Source organism: Lactobacillus sp. ESL0677 (genome assembly GCF_029392875.1).
Lineage (GTDB): Bacteria > Bacillota > Bacilli > Lactobacillales > Lactobacillaceae > Lactobacillus.
The window spans coordinates 934,759-960,201 of record NZ_CP113946.1 but is presented as its reverse complement, the minus strand read 5'-3'; the positions used below and the strand labels follow the sequence as shown (position 1 = coordinate 960,201).

The window sequence follows — 25,443 nt, the reverse complement described above, 5'->3', positions numbered from 1 at the left end:
AATTTCGGTGTCCTTTAATTAGTTGTTGTCGCTAGCGCTAGTTTCGTTAACCACTTGACGACCCTTGTAATAACCTTTAGGTGAAACACGGTGACTCAAACGGTATTCACCAGTAGTTGCATCGTAATGCATTGCTGGAACAGCTAACTTGATATGGCCACGACGTGAACGTTTCTTTTGCTTAGAAGTATGTCTCTTAGGAACTGCCATTTAAATTGATCTCCTTTATTGTAGATTTAAGTTTTAGGACACTAATAAAAGTGCCTAAATTACCTCACGTGTGTTAATGATACTATTGAATGATAAATAAATCAAGATTTATTAGCTTTTCTGTTAGTGTCAACTTTTTGTGGGTAATAAACTTTAAGCCTTTACCTGCTGCTATTTGTAGTTTTCGCTTTTAAATTATTTGCTCGGGTAAATCAAATATCTGCCCACCATTAATGATCCCTTGATTCCAATAATGTGTCTTGGCCGTTTCGCCAAAGTCTGCTTGAAAATGCTCATAATACGGTCTGTTCTTTGCCTTAAAACGATGGTCTACTTGTCTAATTCTTTGCTCTTTAGCAGCTTTTCGTTGCTCGTTAAGCAAATATTGGCTAATATCGCCGCCATTTAACTGGAAGATAATGCTTCTGGCTACACTTTCAGCTCCTACCTTACTCCAGCCCATTGGTCTTGAACTCAGCCGCTCTGAAAAATAATGACTGATGTGGCCTTCAGCGGTGCAACGCTGATAAGCTGCTTCTTGCGTATTTAAAATTGCCTGCCAATTACCTAATAGATAAGTTTTAGCTTGGTTAAGAGCGGCAATTTGCGTTGATGTTAAGTCGGGATCACTAAAGCGAGTTTCAAAGTATAATTCTACTTTGTCCCGCTGACCGGTTAAAGCCCAATGATATAAGCGATAAGCAGCAGCTGCCTTAGTATTAACAGCGGCTTGACGGCAATACTTTAACAAATGAAAGCGATCCAAGACAAACTTACAGTTAGGTAGATATTTAGCGCCCGCCTTAATCCAAGGCGCACCATCACCAGCAAGATAAAACTGCTTAGCCTGGGGATAATTGGCTTCTAAATAACATAGCACCTCGTCCCACAGCTGTTCATTGGCCATACCAGCATAAGTACCAGTAAAATATTTGGGCTGAATTAAGTGATGGCGTTTTTGACTGTCATCATAACCTTCGTGTAAGTACACCAACTTCATAAAATGATTACTGCCGTCTTGAAAGGCGACATGATCTTCATCAGCTTCTAAGTAAACAATTTGCTTATTTCGTGGTTGCACCTGATCAGGTTGATTAGGCAATAGCTGACCTTCACGATGAACAATATTCATGACCGTTGTTTTAGAATGGATTTCACTGTACTTAAGCAGATCAATGGCTTCCTGATAATGATATTTAGCTACGTTTTCTAAAACAGCCGCCTTAAAGCCTAAGGTCATCCGGCTATACTTGGTGAAAGCTAAGGCTTGATCAAGCCAAAAGAAATAATGTTGGTCTTGTTTATCTTGGTAATAAGTACGCTTAAAAGTTAATTGCCCATACAAAGTCTGCTTAATACATGTACGCATGGCTTTAACTTCATACTGCTTTTTGCGACTAGGCAACTGCTTATAACTAGCATCAAGCTGCTCAAAATAAGAACCAATTAGCTTTAAACCCCAATGGCGCAATTCCTGCATGAATGTTTCTAAGACATCATCGAAAGTAAGCTGACAGTCCAGCAACTTATTAGTATCAGTAGTTAAATTATCTAACAAAAGCTGTAAATCTTGTAGTAAACTAGTCATATAGAAGAAAACCTTTCTGAATGTAAATTTTGTTCAAACTACATTTTAGCAGAAGGTTCTCTTCTATTTTTTATTTTCCCCACAAATACTTTACGCTAACAGCTTTTCTTATCATGATTGCCCTTGTTGGAACCCCAAAACCAACCGATTAGAACCCCGATAATGATCATAACGACCAGCACAATAATTAATGGCAATTTAACATCAAAGAAGCCAAAACTAATTGCTACTTGGCTAGTATTGAGAACAACAAAAATCACAGCTAATAAAATTAAAACTAAACTGAAAATTAATTTAGCCTGTTGCATTTTATCTTTCATATTAAGCTCTACTTTCTTGAAGCGTACTTCAACGATAGACTATCACCAATAGTTGGGAACAAATTATATAACTTAGCTAAGACAGCCAAGCTAAGTGGTAAATTAAGCTCGCGTTTATTGCTGCCAAAGTAATGGACAACTTGCCAAGCAACGTCATCAGGATCAAGCATAAATCTTTCAACACTTTGAGCGTAATTACCGCTTTTATCGGCAATATTAAAGAAATTAGTGTAAACAGGTCCCGGATTAACGGTCATGACCTTGACACCAAATGACTTTAATTCCAACCGTAAAACATTAGAAAATTGGATAACAGCAGCCTTTGATGCACTGTATGCGGCAGACTTAACTGTTGGTATCTTGCCGGCAATTGAGCCAAAGTTGATAATTTGACCGTTCTTTTGGTCCATCATCACCCGTCCAATTAAACGGGTAAAATACATTAAGCCTAAGACGTTAACTTGAAACATCGCAGTTACTTCTCGGCGGTTCATTTCAACAAATTGCTCAAATTTACCAAAACCAGCGCAGTTAACCAAATAATCAATGTGTTTAGTTACCTTAATAATTTCCTTAAAAGTAGCGTCAATTTCTTCACTTTCACTCATGTCAGTTGGAAAAGTATAAGATGCCGCTCCGGATAATTCACGCGCCTCAGCCGCAATTCGCTCAAGTTTATCCTTACTACGAGCAATCAAAATCACTGTTGCCCCACGCCCGGCACTTTCTAACGCAATTGAACGCCCAATGCCGCTGGAAGCACCAGTTACAACCACTACTTTATTTCTTAAAGAATCACTCATCGTTTTCACCTTTCATTGGAATCTCTACTCGATCAAAATCATTGGCTAAATTAGTATTCGGAAATACTTTCCGAGCCTGTTTTTCTAAATTTTTAGCTTTAGCACCTAAATATCTAGCCGAAATGTGATTTAAATATAAACTTTTAACCCCATTATCGCGCGCAATCTTAGCTGCTTCAACCGCAGTCGAATGATAATATGAATGCGCTAAGTCAGCCTCATTACCAGCAAACGTTGATTCATGAACTAGAACATCCGCATTCTTGGCTAATTTGGCAATTGTTGGTGTCGAACGAGTATCATAAATAATTGTTACTATTCTACCAGGTTTGTCAGGACCTAAAAAGTCATGACCATCTAACACAGTACCATCGGCTAATAAAATTTGTTCACCATTTTTTAATTTACCAAGCAATGGTCCATTAGGTACATTATATTGCGCTAACTTATCCATCAAAAGTTCACCTTGATGAGAATCTTCAACTACTCGATAACCAAAACTAGGTACACGGTGAACTAATTTTTCGGCATAGACCTTAAATCCTTGTCCCTGATAAATTAGGCCACCTTGGTCTAAAACAACAAACTTAATCGGATAAGTAACCTTAGTTCGTGAAACTCGCAATGCTGTTCGAACAAATTGTTCCAAGCCACTTGGACCATAAATTGTTAGGGGACCAACATCTCCCTGAAATGATCTCGTGGCAAGCAACCCGGGCAAGCCAAAAATATGGTCGCCATGATTATGCGAAATAAAAATCTTAGTTACCTTGCGCAAACGAATATTTGTCCGCAGTATTTGGTGCTGTGTTGCTTCCCCAACATCAAATAACCATATTTCATTTATTTCATCAAGCATCTTCAGTGCAATACTTGATACATTACGTTTTTTGGACGGTTGTCCTGCCCCTGTACCTAGAAATTGTAGTTCCATATATTTCCTGTTCTAAAATCTTGCGTGCTTCGCAATTGTTTTGGCAATCAAAGCACTATAATACTTTGATCCTACTGGAGTTGGGTGTGTGTTGTCCTGATAAAACCAGTTAGGATGCTTCTTTGAATAATTATACCAATCAATAATAATTAAATTGTGATATTTTTTAGCTGCCATTTCTAGCAAATGATTAACCTGATTTTGCCACGGCTTACTTGGCACGTGCGTGTTAATCCAAAAGACTTGCGTCTTTGGACCTACTTGCTTCATTAACTGATCTAAATCAGTCATTGGAAATGGCCCGTTAGTTCCTAATCCAATTAAAACATTGTTAGCTAACGCCTTTTGCGCCTGATATTGACTGATTAAGCCAAAGGCCGCATTTAACTGCCGTGAAACTGCGGCATCAATAACTGCCTTAGGCATCAGCTGCCTAAGAGTGTCGCTTGAACCGGCCATTACGGAATCCCCGATCGCCGTTAGTTGCACTTTTCGCACTAATTGTAAATCTACCTGCGAAATACCATACTTTTCAAAAGACTGGTTAACTGGATGACTTTTGGCTGCACGACGTGCCTCATTAACTAGTTTAGTCCTTTGACGCGTTTTTTTCTTAGCTTTTTGCAATTTAGTAATTAAAACTTGATTATCTTTTTTCTGTTGAACTTGGTTAGCCCTAATTCTTGTAGCTAATTGCGACTTATTAAAATCGCGGGCTTTGACCGTAGGCGAAACTAAGATGGCTGCAGTGCCAATTAAAAATACTAAACAACCAATAATTGCCTGTAACTTAGCAAAATAATTGGTTGTTGATTTCTTAAACAGCTGACTGCAATAGTTCTTGAGTTTAACCCATGTGATTTTGCCCAGAGGTCGTTCAATAAACCGATAAGAAATCTCGCTTAAGACCAAAATCAATGCAATTTCAATTAGTGGATACAAAAAAACATGATCAGCTACATTTGTTACCTTGTCTTCAAAGAAAATCATTACGGGAAATTGATAAAGATAGATCCCATAGCTTCGCGAGCCAATCCAATTAAATACCGGATTGGTCAGCCACTTATTCCAGTGACTGCTAGGATGAGCAATAATGCCAACTAAGATGGCTGTTAAAAGAGTAAACAACAGCATCCCGCCATCATAAGTAAAGCTATGCTCTGGATTCATTTGCGGGCTTAAAAATAGCCAAATTAAACCGACTAATGCCACTAGTCCAACACCATCAAGAATATAAGTATCAGTAATGGTAACGTCGGTCCGTAACTTTTCCATTGGCCAAATTACAGCTAGAGCCGCACCTAATCCTAAAGAAAAGAAACGCGTATCTGTGCCGTAATAAATTCGGTTAATGTCAACCCCACTATGATACAAAAGTGCCATTTCTAGCGCTGATGCAAGAGACACCCCAAACAAAATCCAAAAGATTGTTTTGCGTTTCTTAGCGAATTTAACTAGTAAATAAATCACAATTGGCCATAAAAGATAAAACTGGCCGTTAATTGACATTGTCCACAAATGCGTGAACGGTGATTCATTGGTAGCAAACCGCTCAAAGTAACTCTGACCATTTATAATTTGCCAAAAATTATAAACATTCAGCAAGTTAGCGACTACAATTTGCGCTAACTTAACCAGTAAATCACGTTGAAACAAAAAGATATATGCAGCTGACAACCACAAAACAGCAATTAACGGCGGATACAATTTTTTTATTCGGCCAAAATAAAATTTGTGTTGATCGTAATAACCTTGCTCGTGATATGCCTTAAGCATATGATCAGTAACCAAATATCCCGATAACACAAAAAAGATCGGCACCCCAAGATAACCACCGACGAAAGTATTAGGATTCAGGTGATATAAAATCACACCAATAACTGCCAATGCTCTAAGTCCAGAGTATCCTGTAATAAACCGATTTTTTGTCATAATGTCTAACTTTTTCTATTTAATGATTCTATTGGACAAATTCAAAATTGAATGTACCAATTATTACATCGTCGCCGTCTACGGCTCCCTTTTCGCGCAAAGCGTCATCAACGCCTAAATTCTTCAGCTTACGAGCTAACCGCATAATCCCATCATGATAATCAATGTTGGTCCGCTCAACTAACCGGAGCAAACTTTCACTCTTAATCTCAAAGACATGGTCTTCAAGTTTTTCAATTGTAAACTCATTCTTCTTAGGAGCAGTAAACTTGTATTCCTTAGTTTCTTCAACTTGTTTAGGTGCTTGCTCTGCTTGTCTTTTTTCCACTTCAGCAACCATTGTCGCAGTATCTTGCATCAAGCCATCAACACCTTTGTGTGCCACACTCGAAATTGCATAAACTGGTTCTTTAATTCCTACTTCTTGCAAGTTTTGCTTAAATTCTGCCAGCTTTTCGTCTGAACCCGGAATGTCCATTTGCGAAGCAACAATTAACTCCTGCTTATCTTGAAGACTATCATCATAGGTTAACAGCTCTTTACGAATTGCCTGATAATCAGCAAGTGCATCGCGACCGTTATTTGGATCCATTGAAACTAAGTGCAGAATGACTTTCGTGCGCTCAATATGACGTAAAAATTGGATTCCTAAACCTACACCCTGACTTGCACCTTCAATTAATCCGGGCAAGTCAGCCATTGAGAAGTCACGACCATCAGGTAAGATAACCATTCCCAAATTAGGCGTCAACGTGGTAAATGAATAGGCCGCAATTTTCGGCTTAGCCTTAGTAACAACCGATAATAGAGTTGATTTACCAACGGATGGGAAACCAACTAAACCAACATCAGCTAACACTTTTAACTCTAGCCGAAGAACACGGTCTTCACCGGGTTCACCGTTTTCAGCGATTTCGGGTGCAGTATTAACACTTGTGGCAAAGTGGATATTACCACGACCGCCGCGACCGCCGTGAGCAACAACTAATTCCTGCTTATTTTTAGTTAAATCACCAATTTCTTCATTGGTTTCAAAATCATAAACCGTTGTGCCAACGGGTACCTTTAAATAAAGGTCCTTTGCACCACGGCCATATTGGGACTTAATACGCCCATTCTCACCAGATTCAGCCTTAAATTTCCGCCGATAGCGAAAATCCATCAAGGTTCTTAATCCGCTATCCGCAACAAAAATAATACTGCCGCCACGACCGCCGTCACCACCGGCTGGACCGCCATTTGGAACGTACTTTTCATGGCGGAAAGCAACCATGCCGTCGCCACCTTTACCGGCTTGGACTTCAATCTTAGTTTGATCGACAAATGTAGGCATGTTAATTCTCCTTCCGTCTTTCTAGACTCTAATACATTACTATAACATAAAAATTACTGTTATCATCAGATAAATCCACAATTACAGAGTTAATTTCACTGTTTGTGCTTGAGGCAACGTTAAGCCGACAGCTCGCAGTTCATCAATTGATGCCTCTTTAATCTTTTTAAGCGAGCCAAATTGGCGCAATAGTTTGTTTCTGCTTTTTGGTCCAATCCCTTTAATTGAATCAAGCTTACTCGACAGTGCATTTTTAGCATGGGTTTTCCGGTGAAAAGTAATCGCAAACCGGTGAACTTCATCCTGGATTCTTGTCATTAGGTAAAAGCCCTGCGATTTTGGATCGAGTGGGATTAATTTCAAGGGCACGCCGTTAATTGGATCACCAAACAGCAAGTGATTGGTCCGGTGTTTATCATCCTTAACCATTCCAGCAACCGGAATATTGAGGTTTAATTCATTGCGTAAAACGTCTTCACAAGCATCAACCTGAATTTGTCCTCCATCCATCAAGATTAAATCGGGCATCTTTTGGTGTTCACGCAGCAGTCTGCCGTAGCGCCGCCTAACAACCTCACGCGTATTTCTAACTTCATCACCACCATTTTGGTGTTCAACTTCACCCTTAAGCTTATATTTACGGTAGGCATTCTTGTCAGGCTCACCATCCTTAAAGACAACTAAGGCGGAAACGGGATCAGCACCCTGAATATGTGAGTGGTCAAAACTTTCAATAACATGACCATATGGTAAACCAAGTGAAGCAAAAATTTCTTTTTGAGCGCCCTTAGTTTTTCGATTACCTAATTCTAACAATCTAAATTTATCGTCAAGCTTTAATTTAGCATTATCCTTAGCCATATCGAGTAAAGCCCGTTTTTGCCCACGCTGCGGTGTTCTAACCGGTACTTTTAACACTTCAGCCAGTGCTTCATTATCTAGTCCCTTGGGTACCAATACTTCTTTGGGTAAAATCCGGTTCTTTTGACCATAAAATTGCACAATAAACGATGCAAAGGTATCTTCTGGATCACTAGTATCAGTTAACGGGTACATTCTCGTTTCCCGCCGCAGTAATTTAGCTTGCCGTAGGAAAAAAATTTGAATGGAAATCCAGGACTTATCAACATAAAAATTGAAAATATCGCGCTGTTTATTATCATTGGAAATAATCTTTTGTTTTTCAACGGTTTCTTCAATATATTTCAATTGGTCGCGAATATCTGCTGCTCGTTCAAACTCAAGGTTTTGCGATGCCTCTAGCATCTTTTGGTTCAAATCCTGCTTAACCCAGGCAATATCACCATTAAGGAAACTTTTAATCTTCTTAATTTGGGCATCGTAAACTGCTTTAGGCACAGTCTTAAAGCAGGCACCTAAACATTGGCCCATGTGATAGTAAAGACATGGCCGACCTTCTTTACCATGACAATGCCTAAGAGGAAAAACTTTTTGAATAAACTTCAAGGTTGCCTGAGCAGCATAAATATTGGGATACGGTCCAAAGTAATACCCACCATCACGGCGAACGATACTTGTGAGCTTTGTCTGGGGGTCACGCTCATTGGTTATTTCGATGTACGGGTACCCAGTCCCCTGCTTTAATTGGACATTATAATACGGCTGATACTTCTTAATTAAAGTAATTTCGAGTAAAAATGCTTCCTTATCTGTCGATACAGTAATAATGTCATAATCACGAATTTCCTGCACTAATTCAGCACGACGCCCCACTTGCTTACTTTTAAAATATGAGCGCACCCGATTTTTTAGATTTTTTGATTTGCCAACATAAATAACTGTCCCATTAATATCTTTCATTAAGTAACAACCCGGCTTTGCGGGCAATAATTTTAATTTGTTTTCAATTAATTCAGTTGCCAAAAAATCACTCCTTCAAAAATGCACTATTAATTTTAACATAAATTGCCTGAAATCGATTTTATTCTAATTATTAGCCATTAATTTTACATAATTTTAATTATTTAAACTTGCTAAATTTTATACTAGCTCTCGGCACCAAACTTTATTATAATTGACATAACGAAAGGAAGATAATTATGGGCTTAACTTTTAAAAAACAAGACGAATTAGAAAAACTATTTGATAAATTTGCAACTGTTCCAGAAGACAAAAAGAAAAAACTAAATAACGATAATAAAAAGAAAACTGAAGATAAATAAATTAAGTATTATCCTGTTATTACACCCCTTGTAGTGTTTTAACAGGATATTTTTTACATCAAAATAAATAAAAAAGTAGATAAAAGTACCATCGTACTTTTATCTACTTCAGAACATTGCCACTTTATTGTAAACGTTGTTCAATCCAATTGCCTAATTCTTGAACATGTAATTTTTTAACTGAACTATATGTTAGAACAGTAACATTATCATAAGATAAATCAAGCGCCTTCTTCAAGTTAGCCAATACCTTGTTAACCTGATTTTTTTTAACCTTATCAATTTTAGTGCAAACCACCAAAATCGGTAAATTCAAGTATTGAGCATAATTATACATGGCAATATCATCCTTAGTTGGCTCGTGTCGTGAATCAACTAAAATGATTAATCCCCTTAAGTTCTCCCGCGTTTCGAGATAATCCTGAATCATTTCACCAAATTTAGCTCGCTGCGATTTGGAAACCTTGGCATAACCATAGCCAGGAACATCAACTAGGTAAAAGTCCTTATTAACAATATAAAAGTTCAAAGTTTGCGTTTTACCTGGCTGTGCTGAAGTTCTAGCAAGATTTTTTCGATTCAAGAAGGAATTAATCAAGCTTGACTTACCAACGTTAGACCGCCCTGCAAGTGCAATTTCAGGCAAATCATTTTTGGGATATTGATCTTCACGAACGGCACTGATTGCATAGTCGCTACTTCTAATGATCATTAGCGGCTGCCTTCATTTCGTCATCTGATTCATGCCGAATCACCTTAGGTTCAGCATTATGTAAAATGACGTTCTTAGTAACGTCTACTTCTTCAATATCCGTTTCACTTGGCGTTTGGTACATAATACCCATCATTGCATTTTCAATGATAGTTCTTAAGCCTCGGGCACCCATGTTACGTTCGATTGCTAAATCGGCAATTGCTTCTAAAGCTCCATCGGTAAACTTCAATTTTACTTGGTCAAGTTCTAATAATTTAGTATATTGCTTAACTAACGCATTCTTGGGTTCCGTCAAAATGCGAACAAGGTCAGAGCTGTTAAGTTTATCGAGTGTTGCAATAATTGGGATTCGGCCAATAAATTCTGGAATTAAACCGAACTTAACTAAATCACCAGTTGTTAAATGCTGCGTCCAAGCGTCGTCACGAGCTTGATTGAGGCTATTTTCAGCACTAAAGCCGATAACTTTTTTGCCCAACCGATTTTTAACTATCTGTTCGATACCATCAAAAGCACCACCAACAATAAACAGAATGTTAGTTGTATCAATTTGAATCATTTCTTGTTGTGGGTGCTTACGACCACCTTGTGGTGGGACAGAGGCAATAGTTCCCTCTAAGATTTTCAGTAATGATTGCTGTACCCCTTCACCGGAAACATCACGAGTAATTGAAACATTTTCTGCTTTTTTAGAAATTTTATCGATTTCGTCAATATAAATAATGCCCCGCTCTGCCCGATCAATGTCATAATCAGCATTTTGCAAGAGCTTGAGTAAAATATTCTCGACATCTTCACCAACATAACCTGCTTCAGTCAGAGTAGTTGCGTCAGCAATTGCAAACGGTACGTCCAAAATTCGTGCTAAGGTCTGTGCTAAATAAGTCTTACCAGAACCAGTCGGCCCAATTAAGGCAATATTTGATTTTTGTAGTTCTGTGGACGAATCAATATCCATTTGACTGATTCGTTTGTAATGGTTGTAAACAGACACTGACAGGACTTTCTTAGCCCGTTCCTGCCCAATTACATATTGATCAAGTTGCTCCTTGATTTCCATTGGTTTTGGTAAGTCATGAGTCTCTTTAAGTGAGTCAGATTTCAGTTCTTCATCAATAATTTTCTTAGATAAATCAACACACTCATTACAGATATATACGCCGTTACCAGCAATCATCTTTTTAACTTGATCTTGTGTTTTACCACAAAAAGAGCATTTAATTTCTTCCTGATCAGTAAACTGTGTTGCCATACTATTCCTCCTATAATCTACAAGAATAAGCGTATCATAAATTTAAAAAAGTACCAGACTTTATTACTTGTAGAAAATAAAAAAGATGGTTTAGCTCAAACCACCTTTTTTATTAGAATTTAAATTCTATTTTTTATCAGACTTGTCGTCTTCTTTTTCGTCTTTAATCTTAGACTTAGCAACTTGCTTAGCGTTGTCAGCAACAAGGTCGATGGCTTTGCGAACATTAATATCGTGAGAAAGCATTTCATCTGTCAAAGTACTACGGACAGTCTTTTCATCCATATTGTATTCACTAGCAAGATCCTTGACTTCCTTGTCAATTTCTTCTTTTGAAGCCTTAAGGTCTTCTGCTTTAACAATTGCTTCGAGAACTAAATTAGTCTTAACTCTTTCTGCAGCATCCTTGCTAAATTGAGCACGCAATTGATCTTCTGTTGTATTAGTTAACTTGTAGTAAGTTTGAGGACTAATACCTTGGCGTTGCATGTTGCCCAAGTATTGGTTCATTTGCGTGTTAATGTCTTCTTGAAGCATTGCATCAGGAATTTCATCAATTGTAGCATTTGCTACAGCACCTTCAATAGCTGCTTGTTCAATAGCTTCTTTAGCAGCAGTTTCTTTTTGTTCCTTCAAGTTCTTCTTGATTTTATCTTTTAATTCATCAAGAGTTTCAACTGAATCATCAACGTCCTTAGCAAATTCGTCGTCTAACTTAGGCATTTGCTTTGACTTGATTTCATGAATCTTAGTTGCAAAGTGAGCTTCTTTACCAGCTAAATCTTTAGCACCGTAATTTTCTGGGAATGTAACTACTACATCAACATCATCGCCAGCTTCATGACCAATAAGTTGATCTTCAAAGCCTGGGATAAATGTGTTTGAACCAAGTTCAAGTGAGTAATCATCAGCAGAACCACCATCAAAGGCCGTACCGTCAATTGTACCCTTGTAATCAATAGTTACAGTATCGCCCTTTTCAGAAGCACCCTTCTTAAGAACAAGTTCAGCATTCTTCTCACGGTCTTTTTCAAGTTCAGCATCAATATCCTTTGCGTAAACACGTGTATTTTGCTTAGGAACTTCAATACCCTTGTAGTCGCCCAATTTAACTTCAGGTTCAACTGAAACAATAGCTTTCATTGTCCAGTCCTTATCAGCATCCATTGCTACAGGTTGAATTTGTGGTTGACCTACAGCAGCAATACCAGCTTCTTTAATAGCAGCTGAATATGCATCAGGCAAAACAATGTTTAAAGCATTCTCGTATAGAGCTTCTTCACCATAGTATTGGTCAAAAATAACACGAGAAACATGACCTTTTCTAAAGCCAGGCACACGTAAACTATTCTTTACTCTCTTAAAAGCTTGATCCAAGCCGCGCTTAACCTCAGCTTGAGAAATATCAAAAGTAAGTTCTCCGGCAGTCTTACCGGTCTTATTCCATTTTACAGACATTAATTAAATACCTCCAATGTCAAGTTCGATCGCTTTGTTGCGTACTAAGTTATCTTACATTAAACGCGCGCAAAAAACAAATTTGGGCAAAAAAAGATGTACTTCTATGAAGAAGTACATCTTTTTTAACTGTCTCTTTAGAAACTAGTCAAGAATTTCAGTAACCTGACCAGCACCAACAGTACGACCACCTTCACGAATAGTGAACTTAGTACCCTTTTCAATGGCAGCTGGCTTAATTAGGTTAACAGTAAATTCTGTGTTATCACCAGGCATAACCATTTCAGTACCTTCTGGCAATTCAATTTCACCAGTAATATCAGTGGTGTGGAAATAGAATTGTGGACGGTAGTCTGAGAAGAATGGAGTATGACGTCCTCCTTCTTCCTTCTTCAAAACATAAACTTGACCCTTAAATTCTTTATGGGTTTGAATTGAGCCAGGTGCGGCCAAAACTTGTCCACGAACAACTTGATCACGGTCAATACCACGAAGCAATACACCAACGTTATCGCCGGCTTCACCTAAATCCAAAGTCTTATGGAACATTTCCAAACCAGTAACAACTGACTTAAGAACTTCTGGTACCAAACCAACGATTTCTACTTCGTCACCGATCTTGATAGTACCACGGTCAATACGACCTGAAGCAACAGTACCACGACCAGTAATAGTGAAGACATCTTCAACTGGCATTAAGAATGGCTTGTCAGTTTGACGTTCTGGAGTTGGAATGTATTCATCAACAGTGTCCATTAACTTCATGATAACGTCTTGTTGTTCTTTGTCACCTTGTAAAGCTTTCAAAGCTGAACCACGGATAACTGGAATATCATCACCTGGGTAATCGTATTCAGTTAACAAGTCACGAACTTCCATTTCAACTAAGTCGATCAATTCTGGATCGTCAACTAAGTCAGTCTTATTTAAGAAGACAACGATGTAGTTAACACCAACTTGACGAGCAAGCAAGATGTGTTCACGAGTCTGTGGCATAGGACCATCAGTTGCGGCAACAACTAAGATAGCACCATCCATTTGTGCAGCACCGGTAATCATGTTCTTGATGTAGTCGGCGTGGCCTGGAGCATCCATGTGAGCGTAGTGACGATTTTCAGTTTCGTACTCTACGTGGGCGGTATTAATGGTAATACCACGTTCCTTTTCTTCTGGCGCAGCATCGATTTCTGAATAATCTTCAGCCTTTGCTAAGCCTTTTTCTGATAAAACTTTAGTAATAGCCGCAGTTAAAGTGGTCTTACCATGGTCAACGTGACCGATAGTACCAATGTTTACGTGTGGCTTCGTTCTAACGTAATGTTCTTTTTCTGCCATTAAAATGACCCTCCTGTAATTTTGCAAGAAGTCCGTTGAGTAAGTAACGGATAATTCTCTGTTGAATATTGTACTACTTTCATTGGCAAATGCCTAGTATTTTAATGCATAGAGCCATGCCTAATGAAAACGTCCTTTGCTATTATACTAAATACTTCCAAAAAGTAAAGCCTTTTTGTTCAAAATTATTTAGGTAAATTAGCATAAATTTGCTCAAACAGCTTGTGGTGACCTCGTCCATCGTGCTTTTCAATATACGAAGCAAGGTCACTGGCAAAACTGTCCGGCTCATCAACGTACTTAGCTAGTTTAGGATAAAGACTGCCTAAAATCAAGTTTACTTCACCTAAAACTGTCGGTAATTGACTTGGACGGTGATAATATCGCGACCCAATTGCCGAAATAATTTCGCGGTAAACCGTGCCTTTTTCCAATAATTCAGTATCTTGAGGGATAAAATCTTCACTTTGACCTAACACCAAAACGCGCATTTTACCCTTAACGCCAAGACGAACTAAATCTTCGCACAAAGCAATCCGCACCGCAAAATTTAGGCTTGGATCCAGCAAAAGACTTTGAGCAAAATTAACAAAATTAGATAAATCTAATTTAAATAACTGCTCATAATCAAATTGCGTAATGTGTTTTTTCTGCCTAAACTGCCGCATAACTTCTTGTTGCTCGGCTAAAGTAATTGGCGAAACTTTAATTTGCACACTTTTTTTACTTAAATTTTGTACTTCAAGAGCTTCAATCAAAAAATGATTAGCCTGCAAAATTTTACTGTATTCAGCAAAAACATCCTGCTCCGAAAAAAGATCAGGCTCTTCTTTAATCAACGCAAAAGCAGCATATTCTTGTCCATTCTTTAAATATAAGTCGCAAAGCCTAATCACTAATTCAGTCGTGCGACCGCCCCGTAAAGCCTCTTCCAAGTATTGAACAGCTTGTTCAAAATCACCATTTGCTTCGCTTTTTTGTGCTAAATTAAGTAAATTCTGTTGACTTAATGAAGTCATATTTAGTCCTTCTGTTCAGGTTTTTGGTTGAACCTTTGCTTAGGTGACATTTGCCGGTCAGCATTACGCTTCTGCATTGCACGGTGGCGATTTTGATTGACTTCCATCACAACTGGTAAGACTACGGGCCGACGATTAGTTTGCTTGTATAAAAACTTCTCAAGATCATTACGTACATCTTGTTTAATCTCTGTCCAATCAAATTTTTTATGGGCAAAATTATTATTGATGGTTTCCTTAATTAACTCAATACTATCATGCATCAGCTTATGATTAGCCTTAATGTAGACAAACCCGCGGCTAGTGACCTGCGGCTCTGCAATGATCTTCTTCTTGCGGCGATCAATTGTCACAACGGCAATAAAAATGCCGTCATCAGACAATACTTCACGATCACGTAAAACGATATTGCCGACATCCCCAATACCTGAGCCATCAATCATCGTATCCTCACCAGGCACTGGATCTGTTAAGTACAACTTCTTTTGTTTAAAGTCATAATTCAAGCAGTCACCATTTTTGGTAACAAAAATATTTTCTGGTTTCATACCAGTTTTGGTTGCTAAATCCTTATGCACTTCAAGCAAACGATATTCACCAATAACAGGAATCAAGAATTGCGGCTTTAATGTGTCAATCATCAATTGTAAATCGCGACCTGTCGCATGGCCACTGGTATGTTTAGCATGCCCTAATTGGATAACAGTGCCGCCAGCATGGTAAACCATATCACTTGTTTGTGCGAGCCGTGTTTCGACTGAATGTGACGGTGTTGTCGAGATAAAGACTAAATCGCCCTTGTGGATGGTAATCATGCTATGCCGGTTTTGTGCCATTTTTTGTAAAGAATTAAGTGGTTCGCCCGTTTGTCCGGTTTCTACAATTACCGTCTTATTTTCAGGCGTTGTCTTAAGGTCTTTAACTCGCATTAATAAGCCTTTAGGCACCTTTAAGTAACCTAATTCCATTGCTGTTCGCGTAATTTTAGCGACATCACGACCCGTTAATAAAACGCGTCTACCCGTTTGCTGAGCGGCATTAAATACTTCCTGCATTCTAATAATGTTCGATGCTTTGGCAGCAACAATAATGCGCCCTTCGGTATTGCGGAAAACATTGGTAACATAGTCGCCAATGCTCTGCTCAGAATTATTTGGAAATGATGCTTCTGCATTTGAAGAATCACTTAAAAGCGCTAAAACTCCCTTTTGCGAAATTTCGGCAAGTCGATCCATATCAGTGCGATAATTTGGTGCTGCCGATGGGTCAAACTTAAAGTCCCCCGTGTAGACAACTTCACCAGCTGGTGTATGAACATCAATTCCCAATGAATCTGGAATTGAATGTGTTGTATGGAAGAACGAAATATTAGCGTTCTTAAAATCAATTTCGGTTTCCGCATCAATTGTATGGAATAAGCTGTTTTTACAGCGCTTATTAACCCGCTTAACCTTGATCTTAGCCAGCTCAATTGTTAATTGTGACCCAAATACTGGGATATCATAATCTCGCAAGATATATGGTAAGGCACCGATAGAATCGGCGTGTCCGTGCGTCAAAAAGATGCCGACAACCTGATCGCCATATTGCTCAAAGAAATCAAGATCGGGAATAACCAAATCGATTCCAAACAAAGAACTATCAGGATACTTCAATCCTGCATCAAGGACAAAAATTTCATCATTGACTTGAACGGCAAACATGTCTTTTCCTTGTTCGCGTACGCCGCTCAAAATCATTATTTTAACTTGATCAGCCATTATACTTCCTTTTCTATTGCTATTCAGTTGTTATTTTATGGATCATTGCGATCACAACGTAAAAAGTATCTTTGTTAATTTTAGCATAAAAAGTAATGATGACAAAAATAAAAAAGCCAGTTCTAAGCGAGCTGACTTTTTTATCATATTTGCAATTAACGACGTAAACCTAACTTCTTGATTAATTCACGGTAACGATTAATATCGTTATCTTGTAAGTAACGAAGTAAGTTACGACGGTGACCAATCTTCTTCAGTAAACCAACGTAAGAGTGGTGATCATGTGAGTGACTCTTCATGTGTTCAGTCAAGTTATTGATATCTGTTGTCAAGATAGCAACTTGAACCTCAGTTGAGCCAGTATCGCCTTCGTGAGTTGCATACTTCTTAATGATTTCGTCTTTTTCAGCTTTTGAAATTGCCATAATATTTTTTCACCTTTCACTAAAATAATTGCCGTTAACAACGTTAACCGTCAGGTGTGAGCGTGCAAACAGCGTTAACGGTTCACAACAATAGTATAATACAGATTATTTTTTTAAAAAGCAAGTATAAATTATCTTGCATCTGAGATTATTCTCCAGTATAATCAATTAAGTAAAATTACGATCAATGGAGGTGAATCTCATGCCACAAATCAAATCAGCTATCAAACGTGTTAAAACTCAAGATGCTGCAAGAAAGCGTAACGCCGCTCAAATGAACCAGTTAAGAACTGCTGTTAAGAAGTTCAAGACTGCTCAAGCAGCCGGTGCTGAAGACGCCTCCGAATTACACATTGCTGCTGCTCGTGCTTTGGACAAGGCCGCTTCAAAGGGTCTTATTCATAAGAACAAGGCTAGCCGTGATAAGAGTCGTTTGGCTAAATTGGCTAAGTAGTTAGCCCAATATTTATTGACTAACAAATAAAAAAGGCAAGAATCATCATGATTCTTGTCTTTTTTATACATTCAAAATAAATAATTTTAGAAAGTTGTCTTCACGATACTGACCGTTTTTGTAATTAAAGTCTAGCTTAATTACCTCTTCAAGTAAGTTCAGTAATTTTTTAAGCGCTAAACGATTACTCAGCGCCAATTTTACCCGGTAAGGATGAACGCCTAGCTCCTTAACAATTTGTGACTCATTTCTCCCCCGCTTTTGTAAAATTTTTGCCGCTAAAATTAATTCCAACTGATTTTCAAAAACAGCTAACAACTGAATTGGATTACTACCTTCGCGCAATTGATTGTCAAGTCGACTAATTGCCTCTTGATAGTTACGCTTTAGTGCTGCTTCTAAAATAGCGAAAACATTTTGAGCAAATGACAAGTCAACATTTTGCTCAATTGCTTGTTCAGTGATTTTGCCATCAACTGCAATCATTTTCAGCTTATTATAATTGCCTAAAATGGTGTCAAGCACCTGGTCACTACGCTGCAGCAATAGCTGCAGTCCAGTACGCGAAATTTGATAGCCTTCTGCGGCAATCAACGCCTTAGTTATCGCACCAACTTCGTAGGTTTTCACCTTGGTTTCAACGACATTGCACTGCTGTAAAACAGTTTTAGTTAATTTCTTTCGGCGGTCAACTTTCTCATAGGAAGCCACTAAGACAACAATGTCATCCAGCTGCTGCAAGTTAGAGAAAATTTTCTGCAGTTGCTCCAACTGCTTTTGCATTTTTTTAGGAACTTTAGCCGTTAAGAAAAACGGATTTTTAACTGTGATAATTTTTTGCTGGCTAAATAAACTTGATTCGGTTAAGTTCGCAATCAATTCATCAAGGCCATCGCTTTCACAATCAATGCTGATTCGCTCAAGGTCACTAAACCGTTCTTCATGCGTATAAGAACGAGCTAAATAATCATTTAAAAAGCTATCTTCACCCAAAATTAATGTTTGGGAATTACTATTATTGGAATTTTTAAATAAGGAAAGTAATGTCATTTGTTATTCACCGGGATAAAACGTGTTAATTTAGGCTTGATTAGTTTGCCATAAGTCCATGTAATCATACCACAGTCTTGGGTTGAAGCCCACGGTATATGTTGCGCCTCTAACGTCGCCAACGTCTCTGGATGTGGATGGCCAAAACGATTATCACGACCAGCAGAAATAAAGACCATTGCTGGGTGCAATTTTTGTAGAAATTCTGGATTTGAGGCAGTCTTACTACCATGATGTCCTAATTTAAAATAATCAGCATGCAGCCCGTATTTCGCCATAATTTCCTGCTCACCCCTCTGACCCAAGTCGCCAGTGAAGAGCCATCTCTTATCTGCCAATGTAAAAGTCAAAGATAAGGAATCATCATTGGTTCCTAGTCCCGGCTTAAAGGGATAAACAACATGAAACGGTAACGGCCCTGGAACAGTCATCCCTGCCAGCAATTGAACAATCTGGTTTTTAGCAATTCTACCGCTAATCCGCTTTTGAAAAGATGGATTATTGATCAATCCTTGTGCCATATACAACTTTTTAACTTTCATTTGTTCCAGAAAAGGTCCTAAATCGCCAACGTGGTCCGCGTCTTGATGCGAAACAAAGAGCCCGTCGATTTGACTAATGCCCTCAGCTTTCAAAAGCGGAATAGTTATTTTATTGACTTGCGGCGTTAATTTTTTACCGCCAAAATTCAGCTTACCACCAACATCAATCATATAGACGTGACGCCAAAGTGGCGTTGTAATCAAAATGCTGTCACCTTGACCAACATCAATGAAAGTTACTTGACCAGTAAGCGGAAAATGAATCGTAATTAAGATAACCAAATAGGTTAAACCAAGACCAGCAGCTAGTTTACGATTGCGCCCAAGCATTCTAACTTTTTCATTGACATTGGCCAATATTATTGCCGTTAGCACTAGCAAAAACAAGCATTGCCACCAGTTAATCTTACCAAAAGTTAATAGTCCTATCTTAGTTGCTGATAATTTACCGATTAATTGCTCGCCATAATTTAAAGCAGCTTCAAATATTTTGGATATATTAGGCTGCCAGCTAAATACCACCAAATTAATAAAGGTTAGCGGCATTACCACCCAGTTGAAGTACGGCACGATTAACATATTAAACAGAACCGTCAACAAGTTAAATTGAAAGAAATAAACTAATAACAATGGGGTTAATAGTAAGTTAAGCATGGCCGACTGTTTGAAATCGGTCATTTTATCGGTCATTTCTAAGCCGAGCGCTAATGTATAAGTTAAAATAGCGCTAACTCCCATCATTAAACGGGGATTGACTAGCAAATGTACTAAACAAGTTAAGCCTAATAAATCAAAATGCTTTATTTGCCAACCTTTAAAACTGAAAAATTTCCCTAAGAGATAAGTTAAACTAGCACGCACAAAGCCTGCCTGACCATTACTTAAAAACACCCAACCTAATAAGATAACCAAGCAGCAGACGAAAGTTTCTTCTTCAGTAAATTTCAGGTAGTAACATAAAGTACTGATTAGCAACGCATAGATTCCAACGTGCAATCCCGAAATACTTAAAATATGGATGACACCGAGGTCACGATAATTATCTAAGATTTGCTGGTTATCCTGATTTGGATTTTCTCCTAAGAGTAATTCGCTACTGAAAAAGCCCAAAATACGTGGCATTTTGCGAAAATAAGATTGTAATTCAAACCTTAGATAATGAAAATAATCGCTCAAATTGCCAGTCTTAGTTTGCATCCGGCAACTTTTAAATTTAACTTGCTGCCAAATATTTTTGCCGGCATAATACTGACGTGAATCAAATTGGCCGTAATTAGTTGCTGGCGTAATTGGCTTAACTTCACCTACTAAGCTTGACAAGTAAACGGGCTGGCCTTGATTAAGTTGCTTAATCTGCTGGTTAGTTATCGTTCCCGAGACTAAAACTTTACCAGTTTTGGCACTACCAATTCCAGATAGCCAATCATCATCAACCTTAACTTGATCCGGATAGATTTTAATTACTGCATCTTCGGTTAAAACAAAATTAGTTTTAGAATTATGTAAAAAAGCATCAATCATTCCTACTACTAGCAAGATAACAACTACCCACTTTAAGGTACCGAATTTTTGCAAAAGTAGTAAACCCAAGTAGCACGCTAATAATATCCAGGTTAATTGCTGTAAGAAGCCGCGACTTTGGTAAAATCCAAAACTTAGGTCAACACCCAGCAGCGCCGTTAATAAGAAAAATCCGGGTGTTAATAATTCAGACTGCCAGTTGGTCTTTGAGCGCCGCAAAAGTTTTGTCGCCAATTCCTGAAACCTGCTTTAAATCTTCAATCTTTTTAAAATTACCATTTTTTTGACGGTAAGCAATTATCTGCTCCGCCTTTTTCTCACCAATACCGTTAAGCTGCTGCAGTCCTTGGGCATCTGCTGTATTCAAATTAACTTTGGCTCCAGACTTATCAGAAGTAGTTGAACTGCCAGAATCATCTGAAGTAGTGGCTGCTGCAGAACTGCCACCAATTGATACTACAATTTCATCAGCCTTAATTTTTTCACCCCGATATGGAATATGAACCTTATCCTGATCTTGCAAGATTAACGCGCGATTGACCTGCTTTAATTGTGCGTTACTAGCAGCCCCGCCAGCAGCTTCAATCAGTTCTTGCATTCTTGCACCAGCCTTTAAGGTATAGACACCTTGATGTCTAACAGCTCCAGAAATATCACAAGTGACATTTTTCGGTTTCGCTGGCTCCTCCTGTGCGCTGGTTTTATTAACATCCTTAGCTGCACTTTTAACTGATGCGCTTTTTTGCTCTGTTTGCGAATCTTCAGTAAATTCGGTAGCCGTATTATTTTGACCACTTCCTTGATAAGTCCAAAGAGCAATCCCAATAACAACTAATCCAACCAAAAAATACTGTTTATGTTCCAAAATAAAATCTTTAATTTGTTCCCAATTCACGTTTTTTCACCTCAATTATTAAATACGCAAAAAAGCCCAGAATTTTTTCTGGACTTTTTAATTAATAATGTTGTTTTAAATAATTGAGTGCATCAGTAAAGGTCTTAACGGGAACAATTTTCATCTTTGAATGAATTGCGCGTGCTGTCTTCTTAGCAACTACATAATTGCTAGCTGACTTTTTAACACCAGTTGTATCGGTCGGCGCAAAAAAGATTTCGGCACCAACTCTATCGGCGGCGACAACCTTCTTATCAACCCCGCCAATAATGCCTACCTTACCACTGGGTGCAATTGTCCCAGTACCAGCAATCTTATGTCCTTGAGCCAGTTGACGGCCCGTAAAAGTTTCATAACTGGTTAACGTAAACATCAGACCAGCCGACGGGCCACCGATTTCACCTGCGTCAATTGTCAATCGCGGTTTAGTGGTTACCTGAACATGTTCAACTAGCTGAATGCCAATTCCAGGCTTACCAGTCCCTGCCACTTTCACAATCTTACCGGTAAAAAACTGCTTTTTACCTTCACGCAGCACCATAATTTTAACCTGCGAGTGAAGCGGCCGCTTTTGCAGATACTGCATCATTTCTTCGGTTGATTTAAAGCGGTGACCATTAGCCCCAAGAACAGTATCGCCAACCTGCAATTTATCCTTAAAACTCGACTGTTTCTGAACTTGCATCACATAGACGCCCTTGTAATTAAGTTGCGGCTTTAGACCAGCTTTTTTGGCAGCATAGTAAATTGCATTTTGCTGGCTGGTTTCCATAAACCAATTCTGCAATTCTTGATATTGGCTATTGGTTTGCCCGCCAAGTAATTCAGAACTCGGTATTCGCGTTGTATATTTTTGCGTATAGCTCCATAAATATTGCAACACCGTTGCTGGCTGACTGGTTTCACTCACTGTTACTAAATATAAATTATTGGGTGTATGTTGACTACTTTTCACAAATTGACCGGTAGAAACAGCTTCGCCCGGCATTTCTAGGTAATAATTAGTTGGCCAACTTAGACCAACAACTACTAACACGAGAAAAATAATTCCAAATAGCCAGTTGCGTAGTCTTCTTTTGCCTTGTGACGGATTTTGATGCTCTTTTGTCATAACTCTATCCCAACTTTTGTTTTACAGCTTCAGCCGCCATTTTAGGCAGAAAAGCACTAATATCGCCATGAAAATGGGCAACTTCTTTGATAATACTTGAGGCAACAAAACTATCTTCTGGTTTAGTAAATAACAAAACTGTTGCCACATCTGGTACCATTTTTTTATTCATCGCTGCGATTTCCTGCTCATACAAAAAGTCGGAACTGTTGCGCACGCCGCGAACAATTGCCTTTGCATGCAATTCACGAGCAACATTAACTGTTAAATCTTCTGGCCGTTTTAAAACCTCAACATTAGGGCAGTCTTTTAACGCATCCTGAGCAAAAGCAACCCGCTCATCAACGGTAAACAAATATTTCTTGGCCATATTAGTCATTACCACCACGTACAGCTTATCAAACATCCCCGCAGCCTGCTTGATAACGCCAACATGACCATTGGTAATTGGGTCAAAACTCCCCGGAAACAATGCAGCTGTCATTACTCTTCCCTCCGATAAAAGCGGACAATCGTTTTGCCCAAATGATGCTCCTTAATTAAGGCAAAATTAGCAATGCCACCTAAACTAGTCTCATCATCGGTCTCTGCAACAATTAATGCCTCTGGTGTTAACAAGTCTAGTTCTGCCATCTTTTGCATATCTTTTGCAATTTGCTGTTTAGCATATGGCGGATCTAAAAACACTAGGTCAAACTGCTTCTCATCCTGCGCCAATTTCTTAAGCGCAACACTACTAGACATTTTATAAACCGAAAATCGATTTTCTTCCTTAGTAAGCGCAACATTTTTGCGAATAATTTCTACAGCCGCGTAATTAATATCAACTATTGTTGCATGGTCACACCCCCGTGACACTGCTTCAATTCCTAAGGCACCACTGCCGCCATACAGGTCAAGCACTTGCCCACCGGAGAAAAATTGCCCCAGGCTATTAAACAACGATTCCTTAACCTTATCGCTCGTTGGTCTTGTCTTTTGGCTTTTTAACGTAAATAAATTGCGTTTAGCATATTTGCCAGAAATAATTCTCATGATAGATGTTCCAATTTTTCTTGTTCTTTTAATAGTTTATCTTCTGCGGCTTGCGCCATCTCGGTAATTTGTTGTTCAATATGACTGCTTGATAAATCCAAATTTTCTTCACTTGATTTTTCAACTTTTTTAACAAAATCGAGTGAATTTAACTTTTGGATTACCTGATCAATTTCTTTTTGATCAGTATATAAAACGCAGTAACACATTTTTTTAGAAAAATAGACAATATCGCCATAATGCCGTAACTTGTATTGGTTACTAACCGAATCAAGGTAGACAATTAGGCCCTGTCTCTCAGTCACAGGAGTGTCCTGTAAGTCCTGATTAATACTCATTCTTCACGCTCCTTCTCCATTCTTTCATTAGCTGCCACGTTAAGTACTAAGCCAATCGATGCGGAAAGGACAATCATTGATGACCCACCATAAGAAATAAACGGTAAGGTCACCCCCGTAATTGGAAGAAGGCCCAGTACCGCACCAACGTTAAATAAAGTTTCTGTAAAAATAATCGTGGCCACGCCAAAACAAATCAAGGCATCAAACTGGGACTTGGCATGAATGCCAACATCCATAATACTCCACATTAAGTAAAAGATTAGACCAACGATAACAATTGCGCCAACTGCACCAAGTTCCTCAGCCGCAATCGACAAAATAAAGTCTGTGTATGGCTCTGGTAAATAACCGCGCTTTTGCATACTATTACCAAGACCAACACCAAACAGGCCACCATTATGAATTGCATAGTAGGAATTAACAAGCTGCGCGCCACCCTTTTGCTGCAATTGAAACGGGTGTAAAAACGACATAAAGCGTTGATATTGATAACTAGTTTGTAAGAATTTTGGATTCCAGTGCACCACTAATGCCACCAGTAAAAAGACACCAACACCAATACCAACTAGCCAAAATACTGCTATTTTGGCAGGAATACCTGACATCGCAAACATCACAATCACAATCATTGCTAAGATTGCAGTTCCCCCAAAGTCCGGTTCAAGTAATACCAAAAACATCATGATTACCGCTAGAAATGCTGGCCGTGACAGATTTTCGATAATATGACCAAGTCTAAAAGCACCATCATGTCGGTCTAAAATAAAGGCAAGGTAAACAACTAAGGCTAATTTGGCAATTTCCAGTGGTTGAATTTTGATAACCTTTAAGTCAATCCAACCAACAGCCCCATTAACGGCGGCTGCCGAACCCCTGATGATTTTTAAGCCAATCAAGTAAGCGAGCAATAACATGCTAATTCCCAAAAACCACTCAACGAACTTGGCACTTTTAAGATTTTCAAGTCTTAGTCCTAAAAACAAACAGGCAAAGACTAGTCCGGCAACAGCATACTCCGCTTGCCTAACACCATAAACTGACGGCTTAAAACCATTTACCAGCAAAATATCAGAACTTGCCGAATAAACCATAATGATTCCGATAACAATCAGTAACAAATATGGAACTAAAATATTGTAATTCAAATGGTGTATTTTCTCACGCACGGATAGCCTCTCCTTCAGAGTAAAAACCTGCTTTTATTATAAAGCAAAAAGAGCACCACTT

25 protein-coding genes are annotated in these 25,443 nt (G+C 38.6%); 2 read left to right on the top strand and 23 right to left on the bottom strand.

The window, feature by feature from the left end:
- Window positions 1–18 precede the first annotated feature (18 nt).
- From rpmF to uvrC, 8 genes are all read right to left on the bottom strand, one after another.
- Window positions 19–210: a 50S ribosomal protein L32 gene (rpmF, locus tag OZX76_RS04620; protein WP_277129694.1), complete on the bottom strand. Its 192-nt coding sequence runs from the start codon at window positions 208–210 to the stop codon at window positions 19–21.
- A 190-nt stretch (window positions 211–400) separates the two neighbouring features.
- A complete protein-coding gene (locus OZX76_RS04615; protein WP_277181360.1) occupies window positions 401–1,798 on the bottom strand; it encodes an ISLre2 family transposase in 1,398 nt (465 codons plus the stop codon).
- 95 nt (window positions 1,799–1,893) lie between these two features.
- Window positions 1,894–2,118: a lipopolysaccharide assembly protein LapA domain-containing protein gene (locus OZX76_RS04610; protein WP_277181358.1), complete on the bottom strand. Its 225-nt coding sequence runs from the start codon at window positions 2,116–2,118 to the stop codon at window positions 1,894–1,896.
- A gap of 8 nt (window positions 2,119–2,126) precedes the next feature.
- A complete protein-coding gene (locus OZX76_RS04605) occupies window positions 2,127–2,921 on the bottom strand; it encodes an SDR family oxidoreductase (RefSeq protein WP_277181356.1) in 795 nt (264 codons plus the stop codon).
- A complete protein-coding gene (gene rnz, locus OZX76_RS04600) occupies window positions 2,914–3,855 on the bottom strand; it encodes a ribonuclease Z (protein WP_277181354.1) in 942 nt (313 codons plus the stop codon). The genes OZX76_RS04605 and rnz overlap by 8 nt, the downstream gene beginning before the upstream one ends.
- 12 nt (window positions 3,856–3,867) lie before the next feature.
- Window positions 3,868–5,787 (bottom strand): acyltransferase family protein, encoded by a 1,920-nt coding sequence (locus OZX76_RS04595; protein ID WP_277181352.1) that lies wholly within the window; start codon window positions 5,785–5,787, stop codon window positions 3,868–3,870.
- 28 nt (window positions 5,788–5,815) lie between these two features.
- Window positions 5,816–7,120: a GTPase ObgE gene (gene obgE / locus OZX76_RS04590; RefSeq protein WP_277181350.1), complete on the bottom strand. Its 1,305-nt coding sequence runs from the start codon at window positions 7,118–7,120 to the stop codon at window positions 5,816–5,818.
- 81 nt (window positions 7,121–7,201) lie between these two features.
- Window positions 7,202–9,004, bottom strand: coding sequence for an excinuclease ABC subunit UvrC (uvrC, locus tag OZX76_RS04585; RefSeq protein ID WP_277181347.1), 1,803 nt, complete (start codon window positions 9,002–9,004; stop codon window positions 7,202–7,204).
- A 176-nt stretch (window positions 9,005–9,180) separates the two neighbouring features.
- On the opposite strand from uvrC, the gene OZX76_RS04580 reads away from it, so the two are divergent.
- Window positions 9,181–9,303 carry an SPJ_0845 family protein gene (locus OZX76_RS04580; protein ID WP_277181345.1) on the top strand — a complete coding sequence of 41 codons (123 nt, stop codon included), beginning with the start codon at window positions 9,181–9,183 and terminating at the stop codon, window positions 9,301–9,303.
- A gap of 124 nt (window positions 9,304–9,427) precedes the next feature.
- On the opposite strand, the gene yihA is transcribed toward OZX76_RS04580, so the two are convergent.
- From yihA to rpsO, 7 genes are all read right to left on the bottom strand, one after another.
- Window positions 9,428–10,015, bottom strand: a complete 588-nt coding sequence (yihA, locus tag OZX76_RS04575) for a ribosome biogenesis GTP-binding protein YihA/YsxC (RefSeq protein WP_277181343.1) — start codon at window positions 10,013–10,015, stop codon at window positions 9,428–9,430.
- Window positions 10,005–11,270, bottom strand: coding sequence for an ATP-dependent Clp protease ATP-binding subunit ClpX (clpX, locus tag OZX76_RS04570; RefSeq protein ID WP_277181341.1), 1,266 nt, complete (start codon window positions 11,268–11,270; stop codon window positions 10,005–10,007). Before clpX ends, yihA begins: the two co-directional genes overlap by 11 nt.
- A gap of 126 nt (window positions 11,271–11,396) precedes the next feature.
- Window positions 11,397–12,728 (bottom strand): trigger factor, encoded by a 1,332-nt coding sequence (gene tig, locus OZX76_RS04565; protein ID WP_277181339.1) that lies wholly within the window; start codon window positions 12,726–12,728, stop codon window positions 11,397–11,399.
- Window positions 12,729–12,872: 144 nt separating this feature from the next.
- On the bottom strand, window positions 12,873–14,063 hold the full coding sequence (gene tuf / locus OZX76_RS04560) for an elongation factor Tu (protein ID WP_277132654.1): 1,191 nt from the start codon (window positions 14,061–14,063) through the stop codon (window positions 12,873–12,875).
- Between the two features lie 185 nt (window positions 14,064–14,248).
- Window positions 14,249–15,082: a tetratricopeptide repeat protein gene (locus tag OZX76_RS04555; protein ID WP_277181337.1), complete on the bottom strand. Its 834-nt coding sequence runs from the start codon at window positions 15,080–15,082 to the stop codon at window positions 14,249–14,251.
- 2 nt (window positions 15,083–15,084) lie between these two features.
- Entirely contained in the window at window positions 15,085–16,842 is a 1,758-nt protein-coding gene (locus OZX76_RS04550; protein WP_277181334.1) for a ribonuclease J, read from the bottom strand.
- A gap of 155 nt (window positions 16,843–16,997) precedes the next feature.
- Window positions 16,998–17,267 carry a 30S ribosomal protein S15 gene (gene rpsO / locus OZX76_RS04545; protein ID WP_277129710.1) on the bottom strand — a complete coding sequence of 90 codons (270 nt, stop codon included), beginning with the start codon at window positions 17,265–17,267 and terminating at the stop codon, window positions 16,998–17,000.
- Window positions 17,268–17,469: 202 nt separating this feature from the next.
- Between rpsO and rpsT the strand changes: the two genes are divergently transcribed.
- The gene (gene rpsT, locus OZX76_RS04540) at window positions 17,470–17,721 is read left to right on the top strand and encodes a 30S ribosomal protein S20 (RefSeq protein ID WP_277129711.1); all 252 of its coding nucleotides are present in this window, start codon (window positions 17,470–17,472) and stop codon (window positions 17,719–17,721) included.
- A 63-nt stretch (window positions 17,722–17,784) separates the two neighbouring features.
- On the opposite strand, the gene holA is transcribed toward rpsT, so the two are convergent.
- From holA to OZX76_RS04500, 8 genes are all read right to left on the bottom strand, one after another.
- On the bottom strand, window positions 17,785–18,771 hold the full coding sequence (holA, locus tag OZX76_RS04535) for a DNA polymerase III subunit delta (RefSeq protein WP_277181332.1): 987 nt from the start codon (window positions 18,769–18,771) through the stop codon (window positions 17,785–17,787).
- Entirely contained in the window at window positions 18,768–21,053 is a 2,286-nt protein-coding gene (locus OZX76_RS04530) for a DNA internalization-related competence protein ComEC/Rec2 (protein ID WP_277181493.1), read from the bottom strand. Before OZX76_RS04530 ends, holA begins: the two co-directional genes overlap by 4 nt.
- Entirely contained in the window at window positions 21,022–21,729 is a 708-nt protein-coding gene (locus OZX76_RS04525) for a helix-hairpin-helix domain-containing protein (protein WP_277181329.1), read from the bottom strand. Before OZX76_RS04525 ends, OZX76_RS04530 begins: the two co-directional genes overlap by 32 nt.
- A gap of 61 nt (window positions 21,730–21,790) precedes the next feature.
- Window positions 21,791–22,840 (bottom strand): SepM family pheromone-processing serine protease, encoded by a 1,050-nt coding sequence (locus tag OZX76_RS04520; protein WP_277181327.1) that lies wholly within the window; start codon window positions 22,838–22,840, stop codon window positions 21,791–21,793.
- Window positions 22,841–22,844: 4 nt separating this feature from the next.
- A complete protein-coding gene (gene coaD, locus OZX76_RS04515; protein WP_277181326.1) occupies window positions 22,845–23,324 on the bottom strand; it encodes a pantetheine-phosphate adenylyltransferase in 480 nt (159 codons plus the stop codon).
- A complete protein-coding gene (rsmD, locus tag OZX76_RS04510; protein ID WP_277181324.1) occupies window positions 23,324–23,875 on the bottom strand; it encodes a 16S rRNA (guanine(966)-N(2))-methyltransferase RsmD in 552 nt (183 codons plus the stop codon). The genes coaD and rsmD overlap by 1 nt, the downstream gene beginning before the upstream one ends.
- A complete protein-coding gene (locus OZX76_RS04505; RefSeq protein WP_277181322.1) occupies window positions 23,872–24,213 on the bottom strand; it encodes a YlbG family protein in 342 nt (113 codons plus the stop codon). The genes rsmD and OZX76_RS04505 overlap by 4 nt, the downstream gene beginning before the upstream one ends.
- The gene (locus tag OZX76_RS04500) at window positions 24,210–25,382 is read right to left on the bottom strand and encodes an FtsW/RodA/SpoVE family cell cycle protein (protein WP_277181320.1); all 1,173 of its coding nucleotides are present in this window, start codon (window positions 25,380–25,382) and stop codon (window positions 24,210–24,212) included. Before OZX76_RS04500 ends, OZX76_RS04505 begins: the two co-directional genes overlap by 4 nt.
- Between the last annotated feature and the right edge of the window lie 61 nt (window positions 25,383–25,443).

Bases quoted from the DNA above. Each gene is read 5' to 3' on its own strand.
- holA (WP_277181332.1), bottom strand. From the start codon at position 18,771: ATGACATTACTTTCCTTATTTAAAAATTCCAATAATAGTAATTCCCAA.
- rsmD (WP_277181324.1), bottom strand. From the start codon at position 23,875: ATGAGAATTATTTCTGGCAAATATGCTAAACGCAATTTATTTACGTTA.
- OZX76_RS04615 (WP_277181360.1), bottom strand. From the start codon at position 1,798: ATGACTAGTTTACTACAAGATTTACAGCTTTTGTTAGATAATTTAACT.
- OZX76_RS04580 (WP_277181345.1), top strand. From the start codon at position 9,181: ATGGGCTTAACTTTTAAAAAACAAGACGAATTAGAAAAACTATTTGAT.
- yihA (WP_277181343.1), bottom strand. From the start codon at position 10,015: ATGATCATTAGAAGTAGCGACTATGCAATCAGTGCCGTTCGTGAAGAT.
- coaD (WP_277181326.1), bottom strand. From the start codon at position 23,324: ATGACAGCTGCATTGTTTCCGGGGAGTTTTGACCCAATTACCAATGGT.
- OZX76_RS04550 (WP_277181334.1), bottom strand. From the start codon at position 16,842: ATGGCTGATCAAGTTAAAATAATGATTTTGAGCGGCGTACGCGAACAA.
- rnz (WP_277181354.1), bottom strand. From the start codon at position 3,855: ATGGAACTACAATTTCTAGGTACAGGGGCAGGACAACCGTCCAAAAAA.
- tig (WP_277181339.1), bottom strand. From the start codon at position 12,728: ATGTCTGTAAAATGGAATAAGACCGGTAAGACTGCCGGAGAACTTACT.
- OZX76_RS04610 (WP_277181358.1), bottom strand. From the start codon at position 2,118: ATGAAAGATAAAATGCAACAGGCTAAATTAATTTTCAGTTTAGTTTTA.
- tuf (WP_277132654.1), bottom strand. From the start codon at position 14,063: ATGGCAGAAAAAGAACATTACGTTAGAACGAAGCCACACGTAAACATT.
- obgE (WP_277181350.1), bottom strand. From the start codon at position 7,120: ATGCCTACATTTGTCGATCAAACTAAGATTGAAGTCCAAGCCGGTAAA.
- OZX76_RS04555 (WP_277181337.1), bottom strand. From the start codon at position 15,082: ATGACTTCATTAAGTCAACAGAATTTACTTAATTTAGCACAAAAAAGC.
- OZX76_RS04505 (WP_277181322.1), bottom strand. From the start codon at position 24,213: ATGAGTATTAATCAGGACTTACAGGACACTCCTGTGACTGAGAGACAG.
- clpX (WP_277181341.1), bottom strand. From the start codon at position 11,270: ATGGCAACACAGTTTACTGATCAGGAAGAAATTAAATGCTCTTTTTGT.
- rpsT (WP_277129711.1), top strand. From the start codon at position 17,470: ATGCCACAAATCAAATCAGCTATCAAACGTGTTAAAACTCAAGATGCT.
- rpmF (WP_277129694.1), bottom strand. From the start codon at position 210: ATGGCAGTTCCTAAGAGACATACTTCTAAGCAAAAGAAACGTTCACGT.
- OZX76_RS04520 (WP_277181327.1), bottom strand. From the start codon at position 22,840: ATGACAAAAGAGCATCAAAATCCGTCACAAGGCAAAAGAAGACTACGC.
- OZX76_RS04605 (WP_277181356.1), bottom strand. From the start codon at position 2,921: ATGAGTGATTCTTTAAGAAATAAAGTAGTGGTTGTAACTGGTGCTTCC.
- rpsO (WP_277129710.1), bottom strand. From the start codon at position 17,267: ATGGCAATTTCAAAAGCTGAAAAAGACGAAATCATTAAGAAGTATGCA.
- OZX76_RS04595 (WP_277181352.1), bottom strand. From the start codon at position 5,787: ATGACAAAAAATCGGTTTATTACAGGATACTCTGGACTTAGAGCATTG.